General features: G+C 71.6%; 13 protein-coding genes. 8 read left to right on the forward strand and 5 right to left on the reverse strand.

Annotation, left to right across the window (positions count from 1 at the left end; translation table 11 throughout):
• Positions 1-26: 26 nt before the first annotated feature.
• Complete coding sequence (locus ACIBA9_RS12690) at positions 27-968, reverse strand: 5-dehydro-4-deoxyglucarate dehydratase (protein ID WP_399362288.1); 942 nt, start codon at positions 966-968, stop codon at positions 27-29.
• Positions 969-1,190: 222 nt separating this feature from the next.
• On the opposite strand from ACIBA9_RS12690, the gene ACIBA9_RS12695 reads away from it, so the two are divergent.
• The 7 genes from ACIBA9_RS12695 to ACIBA9_RS12725 all read left to right on the forward strand — a co-directional run bounded on the left by ACIBA9_RS12695 (position 1,191) and on the right by ACIBA9_RS12725 (position 8,559).
• The gene (locus tag ACIBA9_RS12695) at positions 1,191-2,000 is read left to right on the forward strand and encodes an NAD-dependent epimerase/dehydratase family protein (protein WP_399362290.1); all 810 of its coding nucleotides are present in this window, start codon (positions 1,191-1,193) and stop codon (positions 1,998-2,000) included.
• Between the two features lie 274 nt (positions 2,001-2,274).
• Positions 2,275-3,045: a DeoR/GlpR family DNA-binding transcription regulator gene (locus ACIBA9_RS12700; RefSeq protein ID WP_399362292.1), complete on the forward strand. Its 771-nt coding sequence runs from the start codon at positions 2,275-2,277 to the stop codon at positions 3,043-3,045.
• A 132-nt stretch (positions 3,046-3,177) separates the two neighbouring features.
• Complete coding sequence (locus ACIBA9_RS12705) at positions 3,178-4,548, forward strand: ABC transporter substrate-binding protein (protein WP_399362294.1); 1,371 nt, start codon at positions 3,178-3,180, stop codon at positions 4,546-4,548.
• Positions 4,545-5,483: a carbohydrate ABC transporter permease gene (locus tag ACIBA9_RS12710; protein WP_399362296.1), complete on the forward strand. Its 939-nt coding sequence runs from the start codon at positions 4,545-4,547 to the stop codon at positions 5,481-5,483. Before ACIBA9_RS12705 ends, ACIBA9_RS12710 begins: the two co-directional genes overlap by 4 nt.
• Positions 5,480-6,313, forward strand: coding sequence for a carbohydrate ABC transporter permease (locus ACIBA9_RS12715; protein WP_399362298.1), 834 nt, complete (start codon positions 5,480-5,482; stop codon positions 6,311-6,313). Before ACIBA9_RS12710 ends, ACIBA9_RS12715 begins: the two co-directional genes overlap by 4 nt.
• Positions 6,310-7,299, forward strand: a complete 990-nt coding sequence (locus tag ACIBA9_RS12720; RefSeq protein ID WP_399362300.1) for a zinc-dependent alcohol dehydrogenase family protein — start codon at positions 6,310-6,312, stop codon at positions 7,297-7,299. The genes ACIBA9_RS12715 and ACIBA9_RS12720 overlap by 4 nt, the downstream gene beginning before the upstream one ends.
• A gap of 60 nt (positions 7,300-7,359) precedes the next feature.
• Positions 7,360-8,559, forward strand: coding sequence for a TerD family protein (locus ACIBA9_RS12725; protein ID WP_399362302.1), 1,200 nt, complete (start codon positions 7,360-7,362; stop codon positions 8,557-8,559).
• Positions 8,560-8,710: 151 nt separating this feature from the next.
• Here ACIBA9_RS12725 and ACIBA9_RS12730 read toward each other — a convergent pair whose 3' ends face one another.
• The 3 genes from ACIBA9_RS12730 to ACIBA9_RS12740 all read right to left on the reverse strand — a co-directional run bounded on the left by ACIBA9_RS12730 (position 8,711) and on the right by ACIBA9_RS12740 (position 12,617).
• Positions 8,711-9,277 carry a TetR/AcrR family transcriptional regulator gene (locus ACIBA9_RS12730; RefSeq protein WP_399362304.1) on the reverse strand — a complete coding sequence of 189 codons (567 nt, stop codon included), beginning with the start codon at positions 9,275-9,277 and terminating at the stop codon, positions 8,711-8,713.
• A 64-nt stretch (positions 9,278-9,341) separates the two neighbouring features.
• The gene (locus tag ACIBA9_RS12735) at positions 9,342-10,796 is read right to left on the reverse strand and encodes an alkaline phosphatase PhoX (protein WP_399362307.1); all 1,455 of its coding nucleotides are present in this window, start codon (positions 10,794-10,796) and stop codon (positions 9,342-9,344) included.
• 393 nt (positions 10,797-11,189) lie between these two features.
• Positions 11,190-12,617, reverse strand: coding sequence for a hypothetical protein (locus tag ACIBA9_RS12740; RefSeq protein WP_399362309.1), 1,428 nt, complete (start codon positions 12,615-12,617; stop codon positions 11,190-11,192).
• 265 nt (positions 12,618-12,882) lie between these two features.
• Here ACIBA9_RS12740 and ACIBA9_RS12745 point away from each other — a divergent pair, with 265 nt between their 5' ends.
• On the forward strand, positions 12,883-14,709 hold the full coding sequence (locus ACIBA9_RS12745) for an endonuclease/exonuclease/phosphatase family protein (protein WP_399362311.1): 1,827 nt from the start codon (positions 12,883-12,885) through the stop codon (positions 14,707-14,709).
• Positions 14,710-14,727: 18 nt separating this feature from the next.
• On the opposite strand, the gene ACIBA9_RS12750 is transcribed toward ACIBA9_RS12745, so the two are convergent.
• Positions 14,728-15,465, reverse strand: a complete 738-nt coding sequence (locus tag ACIBA9_RS12750; protein ID WP_399362313.1) for an SRPBCC domain-containing protein — start codon at positions 15,463-15,465, stop codon at positions 14,728-14,730.
• Position 15,466 lies beyond the last annotated feature (1 nt).

Here is a 15,466-nt window from a genome sequence, read left to right on the forward strand (position 1 = left end):
CTGCCTCGGCCCGTGGCCACACGCCCTCACGCGTCGTCCTCCAGCAGCGCCTGCCCGCGGTCGATCAGCTGGGCGAGTTGTTTGACGTGGTCCTCGTGCGGCTCGTGCAGCGGGGGCCGGACCTCGCCGACGTCCAGGCCGCGCAGCCGTACGCCCGCCTTGACCAGGGAGACGGCGTAGCCGCGGCCCTGGGCGCGCAGTTCGACGAACGGGCGGTAGAAGCCGTCCAGGAGGCGGTGCGCGGTGGCCGCGTCGCCGGTCTCCAGGGCACGGTGGAAGGCGAGGGCGATCTCCGGGGCGAAGCAGAAGACGGCCGAGGAGTAGAGGGTGATACCGAGGGCCCGGTAGGCGAGCTGGGTCTGCTCCGCGGTGGGCAGCCCGTTGAAGTAGAGGAAGTCGCCGCCGGCCTCGGTGCGGACGGCGCTGACGATCCGCTGCATGAGGTCGAGGTCGCCGAGGCCGTCCTTGAGGCCGATGACGCCTTCGGTGCGGGCGAGTTCGGTCACCGTGGGTGGGGTGAAGACCGCGTTGTCGCGCTGGTAGACGACGACCGGCAGGGCGGTGGCCGCGGCGACCTCCCGGTAGTGCCGCAGCAGCCCCTCCTGTCCGGCGAGCACGAGGTACGGCGGCATGGCGAGCAGCCCGTCGGCACCCGCGCCCTCGGCCAGACGCGCGTAGCGGACGGCGAGCGCGGTGCCGTAGCCGGCGCCCGCGACGACCGGGACGCGCCCCCCGGCCGCCTCCACGGCCGCCTGGACGCAGGCCTCGAACTCCTCCGGCAGCAGCGCGTGGAACTCCCCGGTGCCGCAGCAGGCGAACACGGCGGCGGCGCCGGCCTCGACGCCCCGGCGCACATGGGTGCGGTAGACGTCGAGGTCGAGTGAGCCGTCGGGGCCGTAGGCGGTGACGGGGAAGAAGAGCGGCCCGCTCGGATCGCGGAGCCGGGCGGCGAGAGGGGCAGGCGGCACAAGCGCTCCCTGTCGGTGCATGCTTCTGATCGTTGTCTATATTTCTGAACGCCCTCACGCTACGGGCCCACGTCGGAGCGGGTCAAGCGCGAGAGCGGAGGGGAAGGTGGCGAAATCGCCCCGGCCACGAGCCACTTGACGCGGCATGTCGGCGCTCCCTAGCGTGTCCACGCATGTGAATCCGATCCACGCATACGGCCGCTGACGCCAAGGAGACCGAGGATGTCCGCTCCCCGCACCGTTCTGCTCACCGGCGCCACCGGCGGGGTCGGCACCCTGATGCGGTCCCTGCTGCCGCGATACGGCTACACGCTGCGCCTGTTCGACATGCGCCCCGTGGAGGGCGAGCCGGACGCGATCACCGCCGACCTCTGCGACAGGGCGGCTCTGCGCGAGGCGGTGCGGGGCGTGGACGCGATCGTCCACCTCGCCGGGATCTCCCTGGAGGCACCCTTCGAGAAGATCCTCAGGTCGAACATCGAGGGCACCTACAACCTGTACGAGGCCGCCCGCCTCGAAGGGGTGCCCCGGATCGTCTTCGCCTCCTCCAACCACGCCGTCGGCTTCACCCCGGCGCCGGGCGCGGGCGATCCGCTCATCCCGGTCGACACCCCGCGCCGCCCGGACACCTTCTACGGTCTGTCGAAGTCCTTCGGCGAGGACCTGGCCCAGCTCTACTGGGACAAACACGCTCTGGAGACCGTCTCGGTGCGCATCGGCTCCTGCTTCCCGGAGCCGACCAGTGTGCGCATGCTCTCGGTGTGGCTGAGCCCGGCCGACGGCGCCCGGCTCTTCCACGCGGCGCTGACCGCCGAGCACGTCGGCCACACGGTGGTCTACGGCTCGTCCGCCAACACCCGCCTGTGGTGGGACCTGACGACCGCGCGGGCGCTCGGCTACGAGCCGCGCGACGACTCCGAGCCGTACGCCGAGAAGCTGATCGCCGAACAGGGCGAGCTGGACCCGGGGAATCCGGCCCACGCCCACCTCGGCGGCCACTTCGTCAACGACCCCCCGATCTGGCCGTACTGAGCCGGCGCGCGCCCCCCGATCGCGGGGCGACCGGCCTCCACGCGCGCGGGCGGGCACCGAACGGGCCCGCCCGCCCCCGCGTTCGGGCATCCGCGGCGCCCGCTCCCACCCCGTCGACCACGCCCCCGCAGGTCCGCGCCGGTCACGCCGTGCGCCAAGCGGGCGCAACCGGGCAGTATCGGGCCCCCAACAAGCCTGGTCAGCGCCGCGCACCCCCTGTAGAACTTCCTCCATGAGTCCGAACGGGCAGCTCCCTGGGGAAGCGGGTGACGACATGAGCACGCGGACGGCGGAGGAACGCCAGCGCGAGATCGTACGGACCGCGCGTGCCGCCGGCTCGGTGGACGTCACCGCGCTCGCCGCCGCGCTGGGCGTCGCCAAGGAGACCGTCCGGCGGGATCTGCGCGCCCTGGAGGACCACGGACTGGTCCGCCGTACCCATGGGGGCGCCTATCCGGTGGAGAGCGCCGGTTTCGAGACGACGCTCGCCTTCCGCGCCACCAGCCATGTGCCCGAGAAACGCAGGATCGCGACCGCCGCCGCCCAGCTGCTCGGCGACGCCGAGACGGTCTTCGTCGACGAGGGCTTCACCCCGCAGCTCATCGCCGAGGCGCTGCCGAGGGACCGGCCGCTGACCGTGGTCACCGCGTCCCTGCCGGTCGCGGGCGCCCTGGCGCAGGCCGAGCAGATCTCCGTGCTGCTGCTCGGCGGCCGCGTCCGCTCCGGCACGCTGGCCACCGTCGACCACTGGACGACGAAGATGCTGTCCGGGTTCGTCCTCGACCTCGCCTACATCGGGGCCAACGGCGTCTCCCGCGAGCACGGCCTGACCACGCCCGACCCGGCCGTCGGCGAGGTCAAGGCGCAGGCGATCCGGGCCGCGCGGCGGACGGTGTTCGCGGGCGTGCACACCAAGTTCGGGGCGGTCAGCTTCTGCCGGTTCGCCGACATCGGCGCGCTGGAGGCGATCGTGACGAGCACCCTGCTCCCGGCCCCCGAGGCCCACCGCTACTCCCTGCTGGGCCCGCAGGTCATCCGCGTCTGAACCTCCCCCGCACACCCCTTCCCGCCCCCCCGGGCGCCCGCACTCCACCCGACGCGTCTCCAGTACGCCCCTTATGCCCTTGAACCTCCATTTTCTTCCCCTCTCCCTCTCCCCTATCTCCAGGAGCGATCCATGCGCACCCCGAGCCGACGGAGGCCGCGAGCCACGCTCGCCATGGCCGCCGCAGGGACGCTGCTCGCCCCGCTGCTCTCCGGCTGCTGGGTCGGTGCGGGCGGGACCGGTTCCGGCGGCGACTCCATCAACGTCCTGATGGTCAACAACCCCCAGATGACGGAGTTGCAGAAGCTGACCGCCGCGCACTTCACCAAGGAGACCGGCATCAAGGTCAACTTCACGGTCCTGCCCGAGAACGACGTCCGCGACAAGATCAGCCAGGACTTCGCCAACCAGGCCGGCCAGTACGACGTGGCCACCCTGTCCAACTACGAGATACCGATCTACGCCCGCAACGGCTGGCTGCACGAGATGAACACCTATCTCGCCAAGGACCCGGCCTACGACGAGCGGGACATCCTGGGGCCGATGCGGGAGTCCCTCACCGGTGACGACGGCAAGCTCTACGGGCAGCCCTTCTACGGCGAGTCGTCGTTCCTGATGTACCGCAAGGACGTGTTCGCGGCGAAGGGACTGACGATGCCGGCGCGTCCCACCTGGCGGCAGGTCGCCGACCTCGCCGCGAAGGTGGACGGGGCGCGACCCGGCATGAAGGGCATCTGCCTGCGCGGACTGCCCGGCTGGGGTGAGCTGATGGCACCGCTGACGACGGTCGTGAACACCTTCGGCGGCACCTGGTTCGACAAGCGGTGGAAGGCCCGCCTGGACGCCCCGGGGTTCGAGAAGGCGACGAAGTTCTATGTCGACCTCGTCCGTGCGCACGGCGAGTCCGGCGCCGCCCAGTCCGGCTTCGCCGAGTGCCTGAACAACATGACCCAGGGCAAGGTCGCCATGTGGTACGACGCCACCTCCGCGGCCGGACTGCTGGAGGCGGCCAAGTCGCCGGTCAAGGGGAAGCTCGGGTACGCCCCCGCGCCGGTGGAGAGGACGAACTCCTCCGGCTGGCTCTACACCTGGGCGTGGGGCGTGCAGAAGGCGTCCCGCAACCCCGACAAGGCCTGGAAGTTCGTCTCCTGGGCGTCCGGGAAGGGCTATGAGCGGCTGGTCGGCGAGACCAGCGGCTGGCCGAACGTCCCGGCCGGCAAGCGGGCGTCGACCTACACGAACGCCGACTACCGCGAGTCGGCCGCCGCCTTCCAGGACATGACCCGCAAGGCCATCGAGAACGCCCGCCCGAACGACCCCGGCGTGCAGCCGCGCCCCGCGCCCGGCATCCAGTTCGTCGGCATCCCCGAGTTCACCGACCTCGGCACCAGGGTCTCCCAGGAGATCAGCGCGGCCATCGCCGGACGCCAGTCCGTCGCCTCGGCCCTGGAGAAGTCCCAGCAGCTCGCCGAGAAGATCTCCAAGGAGTACGAGGGACGATGACAGCGACGACGACGGCCCCGCTCACGGCCGGTTCCGCGACGGCGGTGCGGCAGCCCTCGGCCCGGCTGCGCGCCTGGGCGACCCGGGCCCCGCTGCTGCCGGCCCTGGTCTTCATGATCGTGGTGACCCAGCTGCCGTTCGTGGCGACACTGGTGATCTCCTTCTTCGACTGGAACGCCCTCTACCCCAAGGCCCGCCGCTTCACCGGGTTCGACAACTACCGCCAGGTGCTGACCGACGCGGACCTGCGCCACTCGGTGTGGACGACCGTGCTGCTCACCGCGGCGGTGGTGGTGGCCAGCCTGGTGCTGGGACTGGCCCTGGCCCTGCTGCTGGACCGGCGGTTCCGCGGCCGGGGCATCGTCCGCACCCTGCTCATCGCGCCCTTCCTCGTGGTGCCGGTGGCCGCGGCCCTGCTCTGGAAGCATGTGCTCTACAACCCCGAATACGGGCTGTTCAATGGGTTGTTGCACTATGTGGGCGGCCCACAGCCGGACTGGGTCTCGAAGACCCCGCTGCTCGCGGTCGAGGCCTCCCTGGTGTGGCAGTGGACACCGTTCATGATGCTGATCCTGCTGGCCGGGCTGCAGAGCCGGGACCAGCAGCAGATCGAGGCGGCCCGGGTCGACGGCGCGAGCGACTGGCAGATATTCCGCCATCTGACCCTGCCCCATCTACGCCGTTATCTGGAACTCGGCGCCCTGCTGGGGTCGATCTACATCGTGCAGAACTTCGACGCGGTCTTCACGATCACCTCCGGCGGCCTCGGCACCGCCAACCTGCCCTACACCGTCTACCAGAGCTTCTACCAGGCCCATGAGAACGGGCTCGCCTCCGCCGCGGGCGTCCTGGTGGTCATCGGCTCGATCGTCATCGCGACCTTCGCCCTGCGCGTGGTGTCGTCCCTGTTCCGCGAGGAGGTGTCCCGCGCATGAAGGCCCTGAACGCCCTGCGACGAGGCGGGCTGGGCCTGCTGGCCTGGCTGACCGGAATCGTGTTCTTCCTGCCGATCGCGTGGATGGCGCTGACGTCGTTCCACTCGGAGTCCGACGCGGCCACCAACCCGCCCTCCCTCGCGGCGTCGCTGACGCTCGACGGCTACCGCGACTTCTTCGGCAGCGGGGGCGGCGCCAGCCCCTGGCCCGCGCTGATCAACTCCACGGTGGCGTCGGTCGCCTCGACCCTGCTCGTCCTGCTGCTGGCCCTCCCGGCGGCCTACGCGCTGTCGATCCGGCCGGTGCGGAAGTGGACGGACGTGCTGTTCTTCTTCCTGTCCACCAAGATGCTGCCGGCCGTGGCAGGCCTGCTGCCCATCTACCTCTTCGCCAAGAACGCCGGGATGCTCGACGACATCTGGCTCCTGGTCGTCCTCTACACCTCCATGAACCTGCCGATCGCGGTGTGGATGATGCAGTCCTTCCTCGCCGAGGTGCCCGTCGCCGTCATCGAGGCGGCGCGCGTGGACGGGGCGCGGCTGCCGGTGATCCTCGCGCGCGTGGTCGCCCCCATCGCCCTGCCCGGCATCGCCGCCACCGCCCTGATCTGCTTCATCTTCAGCTGGAACGAGCTGCTGTTCGCCCGGGTCCTGCCGGGCGTGGTCGCCGAGACCGCCCCCGTCTTCCTGACCGGCTTCATCACCAGCCAGGGCCTGTTCCTGGCCAAGGTGTGCGCCGCGTCGATCGTCATCTCCCTGCCGGTGCTCGCCGCGGGATTCGCCGCCCAGGACAAACTGGTCCAGGGCCTGTCGTTGGGAGCCGTGAAATGAAGGCCGCCGTCATCGAGTCCGTGGGCCGCGCCGTCGTCACCGACGTGCCGGACCCCACTCCCGGGCCCCGCGAGGTCGTCGTCGAGGTCGCCGCGTGCGGGCTGTGCGGCACGGATCTGCACATCCTCCAGGGCGAGTTCGCGCCCAAGCTGCCGATCGTTCCCGGTCACGAGTTCGCGGGCGAGATCGTCGGAGTCGGCTCCCAGGTCACCGAGGTGGCGGTCGGCGACCGGGTGGCCGTGGACCCCTCCCTGTACTGCCACGAGTGCCGGTACTGCCGTAACGGCCACAACAACCTGTGCGAGCGGTGGGCCGCGATCGGGGTGACGACGGCAGGCGGCGCGGCGCAGTACGCGGTGGCGCCCGTGGCGAACTGCGTGAAGCTGCCCGAGCATGTGCGCACCGAGGACGCCGCCCTGGTGGAGCCCCTGTCCTGCGCGGTGCGCGGCTACGACGTCCTCCGTGCCCGCCTCGGCGCCCATGTGCTCATCTACGGCTCCGGGACCATGGGCCTGATGATGCTGGAGCTGGCCAAGCGGACCGGCGCGGCGAGCGTGGACGTGGTCGACGTGAACCCGGTCCGGCTGGAGACGGCCCGCCTGCTCGGCGTCTCCTGTGCGGCGGCCGGCGCGGACGAGCTGGACCGGCCGCAGGGCTGGGACGTCGTGGTGGACGCCACCGGCAACGCGGCGGCGATCCAGGACGGCCTGGGACGGGTGGCGAAGGCGGGCACGTTCCTGCAGTTCGGGGTCGCCGACTACGCGACCCGGGTGACGATCGACCCGTACCGCGTCTACAACCAGGAGATCACCATCACCGGGTCCATGGCCGTGCTGCACAGCTTCGAGCGGGCGGCCGAGCTGTTCGCCGGCGGGGTGCTGGACCCGCGGGTGTTCATCAGCGACCGGGTCCCGCTGGAGCGGTATCCGCAGGCCCTGGAGCAGTTCGCGGCGGGCGTGGGGCGCAAGATCGTGGTGGTGCCGTAAGCCGTTCGGCGGGTAAGGGAACGGTAAAGCGGTGTTGTTCGTTCACCCGGCATGACAGCTATGACCCCTGGCTCGAACATCCCTCTTACCGCCGCGCGCGTGACGGTGGACGTCGCCGCTCCGGTGCGGCTCGACGTGTCGGGCCTGCTGCTCACGGCCGACGGCAAGGTGCGTTCCGACGCCGACTTCGTCTTCTACAACCAGCCGGCCGGACCGGGCGTGACCTACCGGTCCGGCGGCGGTTCCGCGCCCGACGCGATCACGGTGGACACCGCCGCCGTGCCGCCGGACATCGACAAGATCGTGGTCACGGCCAGCCCGGACGCGGCGGGCCAGACCTTCCAGGGCATCGAGCCGACGGCCACGATCCGGGACGCGGACGGCGGCGCGGCGCTGGCCTCGTTCACACCGCCGCGGCTCGGCGCCGAGACCGCGCTGGTCGTCGTGGAGATCTATCGCCGGGGCGACCAGTGGAAGGCCCGCGCGGTCGGCCAGGGGTACGCGGACGGGCTCGCCGGCATCGCTACCGACTTCGGTGTGACGGTGGAGGAGCCGGCCGCCGCTCCGGCCGCCCCGCCGCAGCGGCCGGCCGCCCCGCCGGCGCCCCCGGTGGCCACGCCGATGGCGCCTGCGGCCCCGCCGGCGCCGCCGGCCCCGCCCGCTCCCCCGGTGCCGGGGGCCGGGAAGGTCAACCTGGACAAGGGCCGCGTCAGCCTGCAGAAGAACCAGACCGTATCGCTGGTCAAGGGCGGCCGGCCGCTGCTCTCCCGGGTGCAGATGGGCCTCGGCTGGGAACCCGCCTTCCGCGGCAAGGACATCGACCTGGACGCCTCGGTCATCGCCTACGGCCCGCAGCGCAACCACATCGACAGCTGCTACTTCGGCAAGCTGACGATCCTGAACGGCGCGATCAAGCACTCCGGGGACAACCTGACCGGTGAGGGCGGCGGCGACGACGAGGTGATCGTGGTCGACCTGGGCCGTATCCCGCAGGAGGTCACCGGCCTGGTCTTCACGGTGAACTCCTTCTCCGGCCAGAAGTTCACGGAGGTCGCCAAGGCGTACTGCCGTCTCGTCGACCCCGCGACCGGTGAGGAACTGGTGCGCTTCGACCTCACCGGCGCCGAGCCGCAGACCGGCGTGATGATGGCCAAGCTCATCCGCCAGTTCTCCGGCGAGTGGGACATGACGGCCCTGGGCGACTTCGTCAAGGCCCGCACGGTCCGCAACATGGTGAAGCCGGGGGCGGCCGCGCTGTAGCGATCACGGGCGGGGCGCCCGGCCGGCCCCGGTGGCACCGGCGCGGGGAGCGGTTCTTCCGCGGGGCGAGGGCGGGGGCCGACCGGGCCGCCGGGCCGCACGGCTCGGGGCACCGGCGGTGACCGACGGCACCCGTCTCCTGGCCGAGAGGTTACGGTCGCAGGCCCTCGGTCAGGAGTGTCAGATAGCGGCGGATCTCCTCGGGGTGGCCGTTCCCGAGTTCCGACGCCGTCGCGATGCCGTGTGCCAGCCGCAGCATCTCGATCGGCTGAAGGTCGGCCCGCAGGGTCCCCTCCGCCTGTGCCGCCTCCACCAGCCGGCTCGCCGCGCCCTGCACCGCCGTACCGCACACCGTGCGCGCCGCCGCGCCGGCGTCGGTGACCGCCGCCCCCAGAAGGGACTTCATGCCCCGCAGTCGGAGCGTGGCGACGCACAGCTCGGTCAGCCACTCGGTCAGCGCCTCGCCCGGAGGCAGCCGCTCGGCCAGCTCACCGGCCCGGTCCCCGAGCGCCTCGATCCGGTCCACGTACGCCGCCTCCAGCAGTGCCCGCCGGGTGGGGAAGTGCCGGTAGAGCGTGCCCGAGCCGACGCCCGCCCGCTTGGCGATCTGGTCGAGCGAGGCGTTCTCCCCCTGCTCGGCGAACGCCTCCGCCGCCACCTCGAGCAAGCGCTCGTAGTTGCGCCGGGCGTCCGCGCGCATGGGCCTGACCGGCGTCATCCTGCAACTCCTCGGGAACCGGCGACTTACTCCGCATGGTACCGAGCATGGGCGAGGGCGGAGTTCAGCGGCGCTTCTGCCGCTTCCAGGGCCCGGTGATCGCGAGCATGATGCCGGGCGTCTGGATGTTGGCGAACAGAGTCCGGCCGTCGGGCGAGAAGGTGACGCCGGTGAACTCGGAGTACTCGGGCTCCGCCGCGGTGCCGATGTTCAGCTCGTTGCGGGCGATCGGGTAGGTACGGCCGCTGTCGGTGGCGCCGAACAGGTGCTGCACGCCCTCGCCGTCCTCGGCGACGACCAGCCCTCCGTAGGGGGACACCGTGATGTTGTCCGGGCCGTCGAAGGCGCCGTCCGCCGCCGGGTCGGGGTTCACGCCGAACAGGATCTTGAGGGTCAGCGTGCGGCGCTTGGGGTCGTAGAACCAGACCTGGCCGTCGTGCTGGACGGGGCTCTCGGCGCGGGCGTAGGAGGAGACGACGTAGACGCCGCCGTCTCCCCACCACATGCCCTCCAGCTTGCGGGCGCGGGTGATCTGGCCGTCGGCGAACTGCTTGCGGGTCGAGACGGTCCTGGCGTCGCGGTCCGGGACGTCCACCCAGTCGACGCCGTAGACGGTGCCGGTCCTCGTGGCGCGCGAGAGGTCGTCGACGAACCTGCCGCCCGAGTCGAAGCACTTGAAGGCCTGGAGGACTCCGGCGTCGTCGGCGAGGGTGCGCAGCCTGCCGCGGCCGTGCCGGAAGCCGTGCGGCGGGGTCCAGCGGTAGAACAGGCCGTTGGGGCCGGAGGCGTCCTCGGTGAGGTAGAGATGGCCGCGGCGGGGATCGACGACGACGGCCTCGTGGGCGTAGCGGCCGAGGGCCTTGACGGGCTTGGGGTGGCGGTTGGCCCGGTGGTCCTCGGGGTCGACCTCGAAGACGTAGCCGTGATCCTTGGTGAAGCCGTGCTTGCCGGCCTTGTCCTCGGTCTCCTCGCAGGTAAGCCAGGTACCCCAAGGGGTGCGGCCGCCCGCGCAGTTGGTGGCGGTGCCGGCGATGCCCACCCACTCGGCGACCTCGCCGCCGCGACGGACCTCGACGACGGTGCAACCGCCGGCCGCCGCGGGGTCGTAGACAAGACCGTCGGTGAGCGGCACCGGGTGCGGCCAGTCGGCGCGGGCGCCGGCCAGCTCGTGGTTGTTGACGAGGAGGGTGGTACCGCGGGGGCCTTCGAAGGCGGCGGTGCCGTCGTGGTTGGACGGGGTGAACTCGCCGGATTCCAGTCGGGTCCGGCCGCTGTAGGTGACGACCTTGTAGGTGAAGCCCGCGGGCAGGGCCAGGATGCCGTGCGGGTCGGCGATCAGCGGGCCGTAGCCGACGCCGTGGTGGTCGCGCTCCGGGGCGCCGTCCGTGATCTCGGTGTCGGTCTCCGTGGACGCGAGAGCGTTCGGCGCGGTGGCGAGCGCGCCGACGCTGCCCGCCAGCGCGACCCCGGCCCCGGTGATCGCGGAGGTTCTGGCGAAGTCCCTGCGGGTGAGCGACATGGTGTCTCCTGTGACGGTGGGTTGCCGTGGAGGGTGGCGCCTCGGTTCGGCGCACACGCTCCCGCCCACCTGTGAACGCCGGTTGAACACCGCGCTACTTCAAGGCCCCGTGTTCCATGAACCCGTACGCCCCACCCCAACGCCCTCCCAAACCGCGCCCCTTGACGTCGACCAGTGTCACGGGTCGCGTTCACGGGGGCGGCTGGGCGCCGAGGCGGGCGGAGGGCTTCGCGCAAGGCCGGACCGGGCCCGCTTCTCCCCCGTCCGGCGCCGCTCGTTCGGACGCGCCTCCACGGCACTCCTGGGGCGCGGGACCCGAGCGCACCACCTCGCGCACCGGCGAGGGGCCGCGCCGCGTCGGATCGAGCAGGCCTGCCCCGGCCCGGGGCGGTCCTATCCCGCCTGTTGGGAGCGGGCCTTGAAGGCCGCCTTTCGGGCCTCCTTCGCCACCTTCTTGTCCGGGTGCAGTCGTCCCATCGCCTCCAGCACGTCGGCCGTGGCCGGATGGTCCACCCGCCAGGCCGCCGCGAAGAAACCGCCGTGCTGCTCGGCGAGGCCCTCCACCAAGGCCTGCAGCTCGTCCGAGTTGCCCTCGGCGGCCAGTTGGGCGGCCACCGTGTCGACGGTCAGCCAGAAGACCAGGTCCTGCGAGGGCGCCGGCACCCCGGCGGCGCCGCGCTCGCTCAGCCACACCCGGGCGAGACCGCCCAGCTCGGGATCGTCCAGCACCTCGCGCAGCGCGGGTTCGGCCTCCGCGCCGACCAGCGACAGCGCCTGCTGGCAGCGCAGCCTGCGCAGCGGCGCACCCGCGTCCGCGCCCCGCGCCGCGTCGAGCAGTTCCCGCGCGGCGGCGAGGGGTTCGCGACGGTCGAGCCAGTGCTCGGTCTCGGCCTGCGCGGCGGACTGCCCGAACCGCGCCGTCGCCTGGAGCAGCGCGTCCGCGCCCTTGTCGGCCAGCTCGCCGACGGCCGGTGCCTCGAAGCCGGCCTCCAGCAGCCGCGCCCGCAGCCCGAAGGCGCCGAGCGGGGTGAGCCGGACCATGCCGTAGCGGGCGACGTCGGTGTCGTCGACCGCCTCGGCGGGCTCCTCGTCGGCGTCGGCCATCAGCGCCTCGTCCACCGGCTGGTACTCCACCAGCCCGATCGGCTCCAGCACCCGGAACTGGTCGTCCAGCCGCATCATGGCGTCGGAGACCTGTTCCAGGACGTCGTTGGTGGGTTCGCCCATGTCGTCGGGCACGATCATCGACGCGGCGAGGGCGGGCAGCGGCACGGGGGCCTGACCTGGTCCGTCCTCACTCACGGTCAGCAGATAGAGGTTGCCGAGGACGCCGTCGAGGAACTCCGCCTCGGCCTGCGGGTCCCAGCCGAGTGACGAGAAATCGATCTCACCGCTCTCGTCCAGCGCCTCGACCAGTGCGTCCAGGTCGGGGACGCTCGCGTCCGCGATGACGGTCTCCAGGCCGGCGAGCCACACGGTCAGCACGTCGTGCGGGGCGCCACCGGTGAGCAGCGCCAGGTCGGCGCCGGCCGTCACGGTGCCGGCCTCCTCGTCCACGATCTCGACCAGTCCGGCGTCCAGGGCGACCCGCCAGGCCTCGCTCGCGTAGGCGGCGGCGTCGTCGCCGCTCAGCCCGAGCAGCTCGGCGGCGGCCGGCAGCTGCTCCTCGACGAGCCCGCCTCCGGCGTCCACCCGGGTCTCGGGCCCGGCCCAGCGGGCGAGGCGGGCGGCGCGGGACAGCAACGGCGTGGACAGCGCGGCACGCGCCAGCTCCGCTTCGGAGTGCAGCCGTACGGGCGGCAGGGGGGAGCTGTCTGACATCGGCTGGTTCTCCTCGGACCGTGAACGGACTCAGCCGCTCAGCCTAGACGGATTTCCACCCATGCCGCCCGGTTCATCTCTCCGTCGGCCTGTGTACATGGCCGAAACCTTGACAACTCCCCACGCCAGGCAGGAGATTGACGCGCGTAGAAGTTGGGGGGACAACTGTTCACTCGGCTCTACGCGTGTCACGCAGGGCCACCAGCCCGGCACGCTCCCGTTCCACCCTCGTCCCGGCGTTCTGTCATGTCCCCGGAGGGATCCCTTGCCGAGCAGGTCTTCCGCGCGTCTCGCCGCGCTCACCGTCGCCGCCGTCTGTTCCGCCGCGTCGGCCGTCGTCGTCACCTCACCCGCGCACGCCGACTCGGTGCGCGTCCACGACATCCAGGGCACGACCCGGATATCACCGTTCGCCGGGCAGAAGGTGACGGACGTACCCGGCATCGTCACGGCCACGCGCACCTACGGTTCCTCCAAGGGTTTCTGGCTGCAGGACCCGACCCCGGACGACAACCCGGCCACCAGCGAGGGCGTGTTCGTCTTCACCGGCTCCACGCCGAAGGTCGCGGTCGGCGACTCGGTGACGGTGACCGGCACGGTCTCCGAGTACGTCCCGGGCGGCGCCTCCAGTGGCAACCAGTCGGTCACGGAGATCACCAAGCCGGCGATCACGGCCGTCTCCACCGGCAACGCCGTCCCGGCGCCGGTCGTGATCGACGAGCACTCGGTGCCGGGCCAGTACACCCCGGCCGGCGACGCGGCCGCGGGCGGCTCCATCGACGGCCTCGCCCTGGAGCCTTCGAAGTACGCCCTGGACTACTACGAGTCCCTGGAGGGCATGAACGTCCAGGTGGCCGACGCCCGGGTGGTCACCCGCACCGACCCCTACAGCGAGCTGTGGGTGACGGTGAAGCCGCACGAGCACCGCACCCCGCGCGGCGGCACCCGCTACGGCTCCTACACGTCGCAGAACACCGGCCGGCTGCAGATCCAGTCGCTGGGCTCGACGGCCGACTTCCCGAAGGCGAACGTCGGCGACACCCTCGCCGGCGCCACCACCGGCCCGCTGGACTTCAACCAGTTCGGCGGCTACACGCTCGTCGCGAGCGAGCTCGGCACGCTGAAGAGCGGCGGGCTGCAGCGGGAGACGACGAAGAAGCAGTCGCGCGGCGAGCTGGCGGTCGCGACCTACAACGTCGAGAACCTCGACCCGTCGGACGCCACCTTCGACCAGCACGCCGCCGCGATCGTGCACAACCTGCAGTCCCCCGACATCGTGTCGCTGGAGGAGATCCAGGACGACAACGGCGCCAAGGACGACGGCACGGTCGACGCGAGCCAGACCGTGAACAAGCTGATCGACGCGATCGTCGCGGCGGGCGGCCCGAAGTACGACTGGCGCTCGATCGACCCGGTCAACGACCAGGACGGCGGCGAGCCGGGCGGCAACATCCGCCAGGTGTTCCTGTTCAATCCGCAGCGGGTGTCCTTCGTGGACCGCGCGGGCGGCGACTCGACCACCGCCGTCGGCGTCACCAAGGTGCACGGCAAGGCGCAGCTGACGGCGTCCCCGGGCCGGGTCGCACCGGCCGACACGGCCTGGGCCAACAGCCGCAAGCCGCTGGCCGGCGAGTTCGCCTTCCGCGGCGAGACGGTGTTCGTGATCGCCAACCACCTCAACTCCAAGGGGGGCGACCAGGGGCTCACCTCGCGGTACCAGCCGCCGGTGCGCGGCTCGGAGGTGCAGCGCCACGCGCAGGCGACCCTGGTGAACGCGTTCGTCAAGGACATCCTGCACGTGCAGCGCAACGCGAACGTGATCGCGCTCGGCGACATGAACGACTTCGAGTTCTCCGACACGGCGAAGATCCTGGAGGGCCAGGGCGAGCTGTGGTCGGCGATCAAGTCGCTGCCCAGGAGCGAGCGTTACACCTACGACTACCAGGGCAACCAGCAGGTCCTGGACCAGATCCTGATCAGCCCGTCGATCCGGCGCGCCGACGACTTCACGTACGACAGCGTGCACATCAACTCGGAGTTCAACGACCAGATCAGCGACCACGACCCGCAGGTGCTGCGGTTCCGCCCGTAATCCGGAGGGCCGGCGAGGTCAGGACCGGCTGAACACACCGTTCAGCCAGTCCTGCCAGGCGGTCTCGTTCACCCGCGCGTCCGCGTCCGGCGCGAAGTCGTGCACGCTGATGCCGAGCGGGGCGCCCCAGTGGCCGCGTCCGAAGAAGCGGATGAGGGCGTTGTCGGTGCGCAGCCCGATGAAGTAGGGGTTGCGGTAGTCGAGTACGGCGTCCAGGGTCCGTCCGCCGGGGCCCTGGGCGCCGACCTTCGTGCCCGCGGGCGCGTCGTCGGCCAGCCCGAGCGCCCGGGCGACGGCGGCGAGCGCGCGGGGAGACCGCGAGGCCTCGGGGCCCGCCAGCTGGACGAAGGTCACCGGGCGGGGCGCGAAGTGCGTGAGGTACTCGCGCAGGGTGTGCAGATAGAAGTTGGTGTGCTTGCTGGCGCCGTCGTACTGGTTGTTCCAGTCGTCGGTGAAGATGCCGCTGTGGACGTAGCGCACCCAGGCGCGGCGGCCCTCGTCGCGGGGCTCGATGGTGTAGTCGAGTCGGTTGAGCGACTGGGCCGGAAAGCCGACGTCCTCGCTGCGGTTGCCGTAGTGGTGCGGCGGGTCCCAGGCGGTGACCGTGGACCCGAAGGGACCCCGGCCACCCTCGCGGGGCTCGGGCGGATCCATCGGCCACAGATGGCCGCCGGTTCCGGTGGTGATCGCCTCCCACACCTTCTCCGGTGGGACGTCGACCTCGAACTCGCGGACGATCTCGAATTCCTTGGACATG

It is taken from the genome of Streptomyces sp. NPDC051452, from assembly GCF_044454765.1.
GTDB lineage: Bacteria > Actinomycetota > Actinomycetes > Streptomycetales > Streptomycetaceae > Streptomyces.

Bases quoted from the DNA above. Each gene is read 5' to 3' on its own strand.
- ACIBA9_RS12695 (WP_399362290.1), top strand. From the start codon at position 1,191: ATGTCCGCTCCCCGCACCGTTCTGCTCACCGGCGCCACCGGCGGGGTC.
- ACIBA9_RS12700 (WP_399362292.1), top strand. From the start codon at position 2,275: ATGAGCACGCGGACGGCGGAGGAACGCCAGCGCGAGATCGTACGGACC.
- ACIBA9_RS12705 (WP_399362294.1), top strand. From the start codon at position 3,178: ATGCGCACCCCGAGCCGACGGAGGCCGCGAGCCACGCTCGCCATGGCC.
- ACIBA9_RS12710 (WP_399362296.1), top strand. From the start codon at position 4,545: ATGACAGCGACGACGACGGCCCCGCTCACGGCCGGTTCCGCGACGGCG.
- ACIBA9_RS12715 (WP_399362298.1), top strand. From the start codon at position 5,480: ATGAAGGCCCTGAACGCCCTGCGACGAGGCGGGCTGGGCCTGCTGGCC.
- ACIBA9_RS12720 (WP_399362300.1), top strand. From the start codon at position 6,310: ATGAAGGCCGCCGTCATCGAGTCCGTGGGCCGCGCCGTCGTCACCGAC.
- ACIBA9_RS12725 (WP_399362302.1), top strand. From the start codon at position 7,360: ATGACCCCTGGCTCGAACATCCCTCTTACCGCCGCGCGCGTGACGGTG.
- ACIBA9_RS12730 (WP_399362304.1), bottom strand. From the start codon at position 9,277: ATGACGCCGGTCAGGCCCATGCGCGCGGACGCCCGGCGCAACTACGAG.
- ACIBA9_RS12735 (WP_399362307.1), bottom strand. From the start codon at position 10,796: ATGTCGCTCACCCGCAGGGACTTCGCCAGAACCTCCGCGATCACCGGG.
- ACIBA9_RS12740 (WP_399362309.1), bottom strand. From the start codon at position 12,617: ATGTCAGACAGCTCCCCCCTGCCGCCCGTACGGCTGCACTCCGAAGCG.
- ACIBA9_RS12750 (WP_399362313.1), bottom strand. From the start codon at position 15,465: ATGTCCAAGGAATTCGAGATCGTCCGCGAGTTCGAGGTCGACGTCCCA.